The organism is Gemmatimonas sp. UBA7669 (assembly GCF_002483225.1).
GTDB lineage: Bacteria > Gemmatimonadota > Gemmatimonadetes > Gemmatimonadales > Gemmatimonadaceae > Gemmatimonas.
In genome coordinates, this window is record NZ_DLHL01000038.1 from 1 (window position 1) to 10,543 (window position 10,543).

Below are 10,543 nucleotides of genomic sequence, written 5' to 3' on the forward strand. Positions count from 1 at the left end.
TACTTAATCAGAGATTCCTTAGTGGTCAAGACGACGTTACACTTTGGTTCGCTTGACGCACGTAGCTCATGCCGTCTTTTTGCAGTGAGTGTACAATCTGCCAACTGAAAGTGAGGTTCGATCATGTCTATCTGGACGCAAGAGGGAAGAGCGCTCGGGTATCGCGGCCCAGAAGTGGTTCTGCTCCTGCCCCTTATCCTGGCCGCGCAAAGCTGCACTGAGAATCCTCAGTCGTCCTCCCGGCTTGAGCTGAGTCCACTATCCAACGTGAGTGTTGCTCAACTTGGAGTCTTGACGGGCGCGGCAATCGATAGCGAAGCGCGGATTGCTATCTGGAGACCGGACTCAGTCGGTTTTGTTGTCGATGAGAAAGGCACCATCTCATCGGTTTCCTCACTAAAGAACCCGAAGGACTCTCGAACGATCGCGATGCAACCCACGAGGAAATCTGCTACGTTTCTCCGGGCAGCAGGCGGCTTATTGGAGTCGGTGCGAGGAGAATCAATTGTTGGCACCAGAGCCGTAAAGCAGCGTCTTCGTGCAGTCTTCCAGAGGGACTCCCTCGTTTCGCTCTTGCTTTCGGAAGGCCCATCTAATTTCAAGCTTGCGACGACGCACTGGGACCTTCATGACTGGAACGAGGTCCCCATTACTCTGGGCGACAGCAGCTTTACTAACGACATAGCTCCCTTGTCAATCGCCATTCGTGAGAAAGATGTGTGGATTGCTGGTGCAAACGACTCACTTCACGTTTGGTGCCTGCGAACCGACGGCGCGGCTCAAAGTCGACATTCATCGTCACTACAAGAGGCCAACTCTCTACGCCAAAACTTCGTACCCAAGTGGAAAGTATCAGCTGTTGTGCCATTGGACCGCGGTTTCTTGGTCGGGCTTGCCGACCTGCGCTCCGCAAGGCGACGAATAGCGAGATTTGATCAGGATTGCTCCCCGGTCATTACAAGGGAAACAGCTGATGGATTTCTCCCCGCGGCCTCGTCAGTGCCAAGACGACTTCTGATCGGTACCCGACCGAATGGTGGAGGTGAGCTAGTGGTTATGAGTTGGCGGTGGGGGGAGGGAAACGAACCAACATTTTCAAGGAGTCGAAGATGAAGTCCATCGCAATTCTTGTGGCTGCACTTCTGGCAGCCCAGTTTCTCTCTTTTCCAACCAAGCTGCAGGCTCAATGCGCTGTCTGCGGCTCAGCGGAGGGGATACCGGATCACTGCAAGTATGGTCCGTATGCCAACTCGCACAGCTCCTGTAGATGGACGCCGCTTTTCGGTTGCGACCTCGGCGGCTGCTGTGAAGGAAGCGGGTGTGAACCCGAAGCCCCGGAAGGGCTAACTTTGGCCGGATCCGTCATTGTGGAGGGCATCCCGGTCATGTACGCTGAGACGTCTCAGCGTACGTGTAGCGGAGTGCTAGCCGTAGTCGGCACATCGAACATCGAGTTAGCCGAGGGAGCGCCAGGAGTCCTCGTCCTTTAGGTAACAGGCTATCTCCTCCCACCCGCCGCCAACCAACACACCAAAGCAATGAATATTCTTGCTACGTGCGCCTGCACCGTTCTTTCTTTCGGCGTCATATCTTCTTTTTCGGTCACAAACGAGGATCAGAATTCCAGATTTCTAGCACTGCGATTGGTCGACAGAAAGGTCTTGTTTGAAGATCGCGACGGTCGACTTCCCGTGGACGTGCAGTGGGCCAAGGTTGTCCAACTTCCAGGAGGCCGAGTGCTGTTTTTTGACGCACTGGTTCCGAAAGTGTGGATTGCAGACGGCCAGGGACGCTCCAGGCAGATTGGTCGCGAAGGGTCGGGCCCAGGCGAGTTCCGCATGCCTGCATTTGCCGGCGCAATCGGAGATACCATCTGGGTTTATGACGTGTCGCTGAGGCGCTTCAGCTTTTTCTCAAGTGAAACACTGCGGCTTGTTCGCTCGACAAACTGGAGCGGGGGTACCGAGGACGGATGGGATCTCGGCACACCAGTCGCCATCAACAGTCATGGCACGGTGCTGGTACCTGGGGGAGGCGACAAGCGCATTATGGCCAATCGGGCGGTGCGTTGGGTCCCCCTCTTTGTGCTGGGAACCTTGCCGCCGGAGAAGGCCAAGCCCATCGCATCATTGCACGTTCTCAACTCCAGTCATCGAATAGTACAGCAAGGCCCGCGGAGAACTGTCGTCCGCGATCAGCCCTTCACTGACCGATCGCTATTCGCGGTCAGTCCGAATGGCCAGCAGCTCGTGGTAGTAACACAAGCGGAAGAACTCGGTCGAAACGGCGACTCCCTCGCGGTTTGGAATCTCACGCGAAGCACCAGGCTCGTGTGGCGCACACAGCTTGGTATTGCGCGCGAAGCGTTCTCTGCAAAGTCGGCTCAGCAAGCCATTGATCGAGAGTTTGCCGACCTCACTGATGCAGCGCGTTCGGCCGGGGCAGCCCCCGTACGTAAGAGTGACTACATGACCCACTTGTACGTACCCAAGACCCAAACCCCTGCCACTCATGTTGTTGTGGACAACGACGGCGCCGTGCTGATCCGGGGCAATGATTGGCTGGGAGACAGCGTGACCTACACATGGTATTCGGCAAGGGGTGCATTGCTTGGGCACCTCAGAGTTTCTTCCCAGTTGCACATTCGCGCATTGCAAGGTCAACGAATCATCGCCCTTCGAAAGAAGGACGACGGTGAGCACACCTTGGAGACGGCGACGCTGACAAGATAAAGAGGCGCTTCACACGCGCCAGTTTCGCTTGGTTCAGCGGGTCACAGCGAGTGGAGTCGAATAGGAGGTCCTCCACTCACTGCTGACCGTCGCCTCACCGGGTTACTGCCCCAACACCAGCGCAAACACCAGCGGCGCCACAATGCTGGCGTCCGACTCGATGATGTACTTGGGCGTCTCGATGCCCAGCTTGCCCCAGGTGATCTTCTCGTTCGGCACCGCACCCGAGTACGAACCGTACGACGTGGTGGAGTCGCTGATCTGGCAGAAGTAGCCCCACAGCGGCACCTCGGTGCGCTGCAGGTCCTGATGCAACATGGGCACGACGCAGATGGGGAAGTCGCCCGCAATGCCGCCACCGATCTGGAAGAAGCCCAGCGAGGCCTCCTTGGTGACGTTCGTGTACAGATCGGCCAGATAGATCATGTACTCGATGCCGCTGCGCACCGTGTGCACGTTCTTGATGTTGCCATCGATGACGTGCGAGGCAAAGATGTTGCCCGTCGTGGAGTCTTCCCAGCCCGGCACGATGATGGGCAGGTTCTTCTGCGCCGCGGCCAGCATCCACGAGTTCTTCGGATCGATCTGGTAGTACTGCTCCAGCGCGCCGCTCAGCAGAATGCGGTACATGAACTCGTGCGGGAAGTACCGCTCACCCGCCTGGTCCGCACGCGTCCACTCGTCGAGAATGGCCTTCTCGATACGACGAATGGCCTCGGCCTCGGGGATGCAGGTGTCGGTCACCCGATTGAAGTGCTTCTCCAGCAGGCGCTGCTCATCCTGCGGCGTCAGGTCGCGGTAGTTGGGCACGCGCTCGTAGTGATCGTGCGCGACGAGGTTGTAGATGTCCTCCTCAAGGTTCGCGCCCGTGCAGGTGATGGCGTGCACCTTGTCCTGCCGGATCATCTCGGCCAATGACAGCCCGAGTTCGGCCGTGCTCATGGCACCGGCCAGCGTGACCATCATCTTGCCACCCTGGTCGAGGTGGCGGATATACCCGTCGGCCGCGTCGATCAGAGCCGCGGCATTGAAGTGCCGATAGTGATGACGGAGAAACGCCGAAACCGGCGCGGAAGTGGTCTGGGCCATGTCAGAATCAGGGTCGAAGCCAACCACGCGCCCGCTGAAGCGCGGCAACCCCTGCCGCGTCAGGCGCAGCCCTGAAATCTAATGGGACCGGCCCCCGCCGCGCCGTACCCCCACCCACGCGGCGCCCAGACCCAGCGCCACCGCCAGAATGGTGGCCCCCTGCGACACCGCCACGATGGCGCCACCCACCAGCAGCACGGCCGCCAGGCCCACCTGACGCCCGCTGCGCTCCTGCGCGTCCGGCCCGCGCTCGGCGCCTGCCTGCTGGGCCGCCTGCACACTGCCCCAGCCTTCTCCGCGCAGCTCGGCGCCCGGCACCGACACCGGCGTGAGCTGGCGATCGGGTGTGAGGCCAGGGCGTCCGCCCTCCGTCACACGCACAGCTCCCGCACGCCAGGGGTCGGGCACCACGGGCGAGGCACCCGAATTCCGCGTGCCCGCCACATCAGCGGCGCCGCGTTCACCCTCGCGCGCCCTGTCGCTCGCCCGGCCACTCGCGGTTTCTTCGAGCAGCGAGAGACCAAGTCGCACCGGCAGCAGCGGCGCGCGTAAATCGCGCTCCTCGTGCAGGACCGCTTCGTATCCACCGCTCACGCTGCGAATGGGCTCGTTCGCGCGCGGTGTGCTGCGATCTACCGGAATGGCGGTCTCGAGTGCTCCGGTCACCATGGCTTCCACCAGCGGGCGCACATTGGGCGGCAACGACGGTGCCACACGACGCAGTGGGGCCTGCAGATTCACGAGCAGGTTCGATGCCGACAGCACCGTTGCTTGCGAACTGGATTGCATTGGCGGCTGCACTGGCTGCTGCAGCAGCGGCTGCAACAACGGACGCAGCACGCGGCGCAGCGACGACGCCTCGCTTCCGGTATCAAGCGGTTGTTCGAGCAACACACCCAACAGGCTGCGCGCGGCGTGCACCTGCTCGGCCGGTGCCGAGCGTGCGAGATGTCCGCCTGCGGAGCAGGCTACAATCAGCGGGCGCAACAAGGCGTCCAGCGACGGCCTGTCGCTCCGTACGAGACTGCGCCCCAGTTGCATGAACGCATCATCGAGCGCGCGGCCTGAAGACGCCACGTCTGTCGCACGCAGGGGCGCCGTGTCACTCGCGCCAACAACCTCATCGGGCACGTCGGACGGAAACACTTCGTCCAATACGTCCGTGAACTCCCGCACCTGCCGACGTGTGCCATCCGCCTCCACACTGCGCACCATGCGCCGCGCCCAGTCGGTGGCGGGATGTTGCAGATGGTGCACCTGCAGGCGCTGCAGCACCTCGCGGGCGTCACTGCGATGTCCCTGCCGCGCCAGCAGCACGGCCTGCTGCGCCAGCAGCACCGGATCTTCCGGTGTGCGCTCCAGCGCCTCGTTCAGTACCTGCCGGGCCCCGGACACATCACCGGTCAACACACGGGCCAGCGACTGCACAAATCGCAGTGCGCGCGATTCGGGACGGCGCAGCAGGCCGTCGCCGGCAATGCGGTCCCCCTCGCCGGGCAGCCCGAGCGCCGTGAGGGCGCCGGCGCGCAGATACCAACCCTCTTCGCTGGCCTGCTCGGGGTGCCAGATATCATCGAGCGCGGCCAGTGCCTCGCCCGGATCCTGTCGCACCAGGGCACCGCGGGCCCGCTCGAGTCCCATCTCCACGGCCACCACCGAGGCCTGCTGCCTGGGCGTCAGCTCGTCGTCGGCGAGCAGCAGGTCGCCCAGTGACACGCCGCTGCGGCCAAGCAGCGCTTCCCCCAGCCCACCGCTGCGCGGCGCAACGGGCGCCACCGGTGCCAGCGCCGTCCCCGGCGTGACCGGACGCACGCCGGGCGTGGGTGGCAGGGGCCGGGCGCCGGCGCCGGCAACCCCTGAGCTGCGGTCTATGGACATGCGGGGGAGTATCGGCCGCACGGCGCTGTAACTGGAGTGCCCGGGCTGTGACGGTCTGCGCCCGGCCTGTCCGCCGCGGTGACCAGCGGCACATGGCGTGACCTTCGCCGCAGCCTGCGTCTCAGACCAGAGTCTGGATCAGCGCCATCTCGTCATCAACGCGCACGTAGGCCTTGGCCTCGTCGTGCCATCGATAGGCTGCGCCCGTGCGATCGAGCGCAATGCGACGCCGCGTGCCGCTGTGCTCGTACAAACGCAGTTCTCCGACATCCACCGGCCCGCTCTCGTAGCCGATGAACCAGAACGACGCCGTGGCATCCACCGCGGCCGCACCGAACACGACCGACAACGCCCGTTGCAGCGGGTACCAGTCGGGTGGGCGATACGGAGGAAAGATGTCGTCGGCCATGGATATGCGTTTGCCGGGAGACGCCTTGTGGACGGTCGCGTCACGAATCGTCACGCACGAGGGCGCGCGTGTTCCGTTGTGGCAATCATGTGGCACGCGACTCGCGCGAAACCTGCGCCGTCATGAACTGCACCGCCTCGTTGACGGACTGCTGCGCTTCCGGCAGGACGCCCGACATGAACTGCCACACGTGTGGCACGCGCGGCCACAAACGCAGGTGCACGGGCACCCCGGCGGCGCGTGCACGCTCCGCCACGCGCACGGCATCATCACGCAGCACCTCGTGCGTGGACGCGTGCAACAGCAGCGGCGGAAAGTCGTGATAGTCGCCGAACACCGGCGAGAGCAACGGATCGCGCGCATCGGCGTTGCCCACGACGAGCTGCGCCGCGCGCCGAATGGTGTCGGCGGCAAACATGGAGCAGCGCGCCGAGTTTTCTTCGAGCGATGGGCCACTGGCCGAGAGATCGGCCCAGGGGCAGAAGGTCACCACGGCGGCGGGCCGCGGCAATCGGGCGTTTCGCAGTGCCAGCACGAGCGACAGCGCGAGGCCGCCGCCCGCGGAATCACCGGCCACCACCAGACGCGATGGCAACACGCCCTTGTGCTCAATGAGCATGCGATACGCGCCCAGGGCATCCGCAAGCGCGTCGGCATGTTGGTGCTCCGGCGCGAGACGATACGCGGGCACCCAGGCCTCACCACCCAAACGCTGCACCAACGCACCCACCAGCGAACGATGCGTTTCCGGTGAGCAGGCAATGAATCCGCCGCCGTGCAGGTACAGCAGCGTGGGACGCACGATGTCAGGCGCGACGTCGCTGCGTGACGCGGCCCACACGTGCTCGCCACCCGGCCACGACCCCTCGGCGGGAACGATGGCATAGTCCGCACCGGTGGCACGGGCCATGGCGCGCCGGACAAAGCGTGGGCGTCCCATCTGCCGCCGCACCCACAGCGGATCGATGGGCTTGTGCGCGTGGGGGCGCATGCGCGCCGCGACCAGCCAGTGCGCCACATGGGCGCGCCAGCTGGCCGCGGAAGCGTGCATCACCTCAGACATGCGAGAACCATACGCGCATCAGGCGCAGGAGGCCACGCCGATCAGACGTCTATCAGACGCCGACCTGCTTCTCCACCCGGTCGCGGTAGTGACGCGACAGACGCAGACGTGTGCCGTCTTCGAGGATGACCACGTAGTCGCCCGAGAACCACTGCTGCATCTCGCGCACGCGGTTGAGGTTCACGATGGTGGAGCGATGAATGCGCGCGAACAGCCGCGGATCGAGTGTTTCCTCGAGATGGCTGATGCGCTCGCGGATGGTGTGTGCCGTCTTGCCCACGTGCAGGCGCACATAGTTGCGATCGGCTTCAATCCAGTCGATCTCCGTGGTCTTCACGAAGAACATGCGGCCATCCTGCTTGACCAGAATGCGGCTCGCGTAGCGGCCGTTGCCGGCGCCTGGCACGGCAGCCGCACTGCCGGCCGCGGCGCCCGCCGCGAGACCGGCGGCCAGATCGGCCGCTCCGGCCGAGGCGGCGCTGCCATCGGCCAATCGGCGCACCGTCTCCAGCAACTCGCCGAGACGCTCGGCGGCCACCGCATTCGCGCGCTGCTTGCGCGCCTTGTCGAAGGCCGCGCGGAAACGGTCGGCATCCACGGGCTTGAGCACATAGTCCACGGCATGCACATCGAACGCCCGCTGGGCGTGCTCGTCGTAGGCCGTGATGAACAGCACCATGGGGACGGGACCACCGTCGAGCTCTTCCAGCACCCCGAAGCCATCGAGGCCCGGCATCTGCACATCGAGACACACCAGATCGGGCTGCAGTTCGCGAATCATCGCCACCGCCTCACGACCGGTTTCCGCTTCGCCGACGACTTCCACGTCGGCCTCGTTCTGCAGCAGACGGCGCACGCGTTGCCGCGCCAGCGCCTCGTCATCCACGATCAGGACTCGCACACGCACTTCTCCCCTCCCTGATTCCGGTCGGAGCTCTCGTGGGGCGGCGCCGGGAGGATGAGCGCCTCGATGAGCTTCGAACCGGGCGGGCCCGGATGCGGTTGCGTCCGGTCCCGTCTGGGTGGCACGGGTGGTCCCCCCCGTGCATCATGCATCCTACGTAGCCTTTCGGGGCCAGGTTCCAGAACTTCCCAGACCGTCCCGGACCAGCTGACCCCTGCACTCCGTACCACTACCCGACCGAATGGTTGCTCCGTCACCTCCCCTGACCATTGCCGACGAAGGGCAGCGGCTGCGCCGCCTCACCCGTGTGCTGTTTGCCGCGGTTTGGGTGGTGCCGGCCGGCCTCTCCGCCCTTCAGTTCGCCTTCGTGGGGGACGCCTCGGGCACCCACTACGACATGGGGACCGCGCTGCTCTGGCAGGGCACGGCCTGGATGATCTGGGGCCTCTGGTCGCAGGTCATCCTCACGCTGGTGGACCGCGTGAAGCTCGATACGGCGCGGCTCATGCCCTGGTTGTCGCTGCACCTGGCCGCCACGGCCGTGGTCTGCGCGGCCAATGTGCTCACCATTGCCTGGCTGGATCACCTGTTCGGCGCCATCGGGCAGGTCACCAGCTATCGCTATGCGCTTCGCGTGGCCGTGGTCAACCACCTCGACATCCAGGTGGTGCTCTATTGGGCCATTCTGGGCGCCGCCTACATGGTCGAGTTCGTGCGGCGCTACCGCGAGCGTGACCGGGCGGCCACCGAGCTCGAACAGAAACTTGCCCGCACGCAGCTCGAAGCGCTGCGCATGCAGCTCAACCCGCACTTTCTCTTCAACGCGCTCAACTCGGTGGCCGAGCTCATGGAGATGGACGTGCGCGAGGCGCAGCGCACCCTCACGCGCGTGGCCGACCTGCTGCGGCTGTCGCTGCGCAGTGCGGGCCAGTCGCTCATTCCGGTGTGGCAGGAAATCGAGTTGGTCGAGCTCTATCTGCAGATCGCGCGCGTGCGCTACGGCTCGGGACTCGACGCCGACATCAGTGTCGATCCCTCGGTTGTGGACCTCATGATTCCGAGTTTTCTGCTGCAACCGCTCGTCGAGAACGCCCTCAAGCACGGATTGGCACCGGGTCACCAGGATCAGGCCATCGAGGTCCGCCTCGGCCGCAATCGAGACAGCCTCGAAATCGTGGTGGAAGACAACGGCAGAGGCCTGAATGGTTTGCTCACCACCAGCGGCCGCTTTCTGGCGGCCGTGCCCTCGGTGGACGGGTTGGGCATCGGACTCACCAACACGCGCTCGCGACTGGCCATGCTCTACGGCGATCGCTACGCCTTCCGCATGAGCAATCTCACCACCGGCGGCTGCCGCGTGGAAATCCGCCTGCCCATCGAGGGCTGATCGAGGGCTGATCGAGGGCTGAGGTCAGCGCAGGCCGAGCGACGTCAGCACCTGCTGTGTTGCCACCTGCCACACGAAGGGGTGGCCGTCGAGTTCGTGGCGACGGGCCTCAAGCACGGCGGCCACGTCCCGGTCCTGCAGCAGGGCTTCGGCGCCGATGGCGCTGAGTGCCAGCGATGTGCGCTTGGCCTGCAAGCCCTCGGCGGCAATACGTACGGCCTGCCCGTCGCGATCGACCACCACGGCGGTGAGCTGCAGCACCTGCACCGGGGTCTCGAGCGAGGTGAGCCACGGCAGCTCCATGTCGTACCCCACACCCAGCGGCACGACCTTGGTGCCCCGCAGGCCGCGCTGCTGCACCGGCCAGGGTGCCAGCTCCAGCGTCAGCAACAGGGCATGGGTGGCGCCGGCGGCCGCCATCTGCTCACGCAACCCCACCCGCCAGTCCTCAGACGGACGACCTACCGCCAGGCGGTAGCGCAGCCCATGGCGGCCAAGCGGCTGACCGGCGTACTGCGGATCACACTCGTCGAGAATCAGCGCACAACCGAAGGCCACGTCCGGTGGCACCATGCCGCGCGCGCGCAGCGCCGTGCCGCTCGGCCCCAGTTTCGCGCGGCAGAGGGCCTGCTGCACCGAGTCACGCAGCGCCGCCAGCGGCGAGCCCGCGGCCGTGTCCGGGTCCATGAACACCGGCTGCGTGAGCGATGCCTGCCACTGTACCGGCAGCACCAGCAGGCTGCCGCGATCGCTCGGCACCGGGCGTCCAGCCACCCAGGGCGCGCGCTCCAGATAGGCGTCCCCTACCCCACTCCGAAACGTGGCGCCGGTACTGGCGCAACCAACCGTGGCCGAGCCCGAAAAGCCCCACAGAAGAGCCAGGAACAGGCGACGCATGATCTGACGTGGTAACAGCATGAGAACCTCTGGGGTATCGTGTCTATTCGTGCACCACGGCGCCCTGAGCGTGCAGCGCGGCGGTCTGACCTGCATACTTCGCTTCGTCCCACTGGTGTCACATCACGTCGCCCGCCCTCGTGAAGATTCACCTTGGTCTTTAGCAGGGTGCTGAGAAAGCCGG

At 64.7% G+C, this 10,543-nt stretch carries 8 protein-coding genes; 2 read left to right on the forward strand and 6 right to left on the reverse strand.

Annotated elements, in window-relative coordinates; translation table 11 throughout:
- Positions 1-1,538 precede the first annotated feature (1,538 nt).
- The gene (locus B2747_RS10590; RefSeq protein WP_291160233.1) at positions 1,539-2,732 is read left to right on the forward strand and encodes a hypothetical protein; all 1,194 of its coding nucleotides are present in this window, start codon (positions 1,539-1,541) and stop codon (positions 2,730-2,732) included.
- A gap of 102 nt (positions 2,733-2,834) precedes the next feature.
- Here the strand turns inward: B2747_RS10590 and B2747_RS10595 are convergent, their stop codons facing one another.
- The 5 genes from B2747_RS10595 to B2747_RS10615 all read right to left on the reverse strand — a co-directional run bounded on the left by B2747_RS10595 (position 2,835) and on the right by B2747_RS10615 (position 8,072).
- Positions 2,835-3,821: a deoxyhypusine synthase family protein gene (locus tag B2747_RS10595; RefSeq protein ID WP_291160234.1), complete on the reverse strand. Its 987-nt coding sequence runs from the start codon at positions 3,819-3,821 to the stop codon at positions 2,835-2,837.
- A 78-nt stretch (positions 3,822-3,899) separates the two neighbouring features.
- Positions 3,900-5,699, reverse strand: coding sequence for a hypothetical protein (locus tag B2747_RS10600; RefSeq protein ID WP_291160236.1), 1,800 nt, complete (start codon positions 5,697-5,699; stop codon positions 3,900-3,902).
- A gap of 121 nt (positions 5,700-5,820) precedes the next feature.
- Positions 5,821-6,108 carry a hypothetical protein gene (locus tag B2747_RS10605; RefSeq protein WP_291160238.1) on the reverse strand — a complete coding sequence of 96 codons (288 nt, stop codon included), beginning with the start codon at positions 6,106-6,108 and terminating at the stop codon, positions 5,821-5,823.
- 85 nt (positions 6,109-6,193) lie between these two features.
- Entirely contained in the window at positions 6,194-7,171 is a 978-nt protein-coding gene (locus tag B2747_RS10610) for an alpha/beta hydrolase (protein ID WP_291160241.1), read from the reverse strand.
- A 52-nt stretch (positions 7,172-7,223) separates the two neighbouring features.
- Positions 7,224-8,072: a LytR/AlgR family response regulator transcription factor gene (locus B2747_RS10615; RefSeq protein WP_291160244.1), complete on the reverse strand. Its 849-nt coding sequence runs from the start codon at positions 8,070-8,072 to the stop codon at positions 7,224-7,226.
- Positions 8,073-8,316: 244 nt separating this feature from the next.
- On the opposite strand from B2747_RS10615, the gene B2747_RS10620 reads away from it, so the two are divergent.
- Positions 8,317-9,462 (forward strand): sensor histidine kinase, encoded by a 1,146-nt coding sequence (locus B2747_RS10620; protein WP_291160246.1) that lies wholly within the window; start codon positions 8,317-8,319, stop codon positions 9,460-9,462.
- A 24-nt stretch (positions 9,463-9,486) separates the two neighbouring features.
- Here the strand turns inward: B2747_RS10620 and B2747_RS10625 are convergent, their stop codons facing one another.
- Positions 9,487-10,380, reverse strand: a complete 894-nt coding sequence (locus B2747_RS10625) for a hypothetical protein (RefSeq protein WP_291160248.1) — start codon at positions 10,378-10,380, stop codon at positions 9,487-9,489.
- Between the last annotated feature and the right edge of the window lie 163 nt (positions 10,381-10,543).

What these genes read in the sequence shown, in the direction of transcription:
- B2747_RS10620 (WP_291160246.1), top strand. Translation starts at nt 8,317, where the DNA reads ATGGTTGCTCCGTCACCTCCCCTGACCATTGCCGACGAAGGGCAGCGG.
- B2747_RS10595 (WP_291160234.1), bottom strand. Translation starts at nt 3,821, where the DNA reads ATGGCCCAGACCACTTCCGCGCCGGTTTCGGCGTTTCTCCGTCATCAC.
- B2747_RS10590 (WP_291160233.1), top strand. Translation starts at nt 1,539, where the DNA reads ATGAATATTCTTGCTACGTGCGCCTGCACCGTTCTTTCTTTCGGCGTC.
- B2747_RS10605 (WP_291160238.1), bottom strand. Translation starts at nt 6,108, where the DNA reads ATGGCCGACGACATCTTTCCTCCGTATCGCCCACCCGACTGGTACCCG.
- B2747_RS10625 (WP_291160248.1), bottom strand. Translation starts at nt 10,380, where the DNA reads ATGCTGTTACCACGTCAGATCATGCGTCGCCTGTTCCTGGCTCTTCTG.
- B2747_RS10600 (WP_291160236.1), bottom strand. Translation starts at nt 5,699, where the DNA reads ATGTCCATAGACCGCAGCTCAGGGGTTGCCGGCGCCGGCGCCCGGCCC.
- B2747_RS10610 (WP_291160241.1), bottom strand. Translation starts at nt 7,171, where the DNA reads ATGTCTGAGGTGATGCACGCTTCCGCGGCCAGCTGGCGCGCCCATGTG.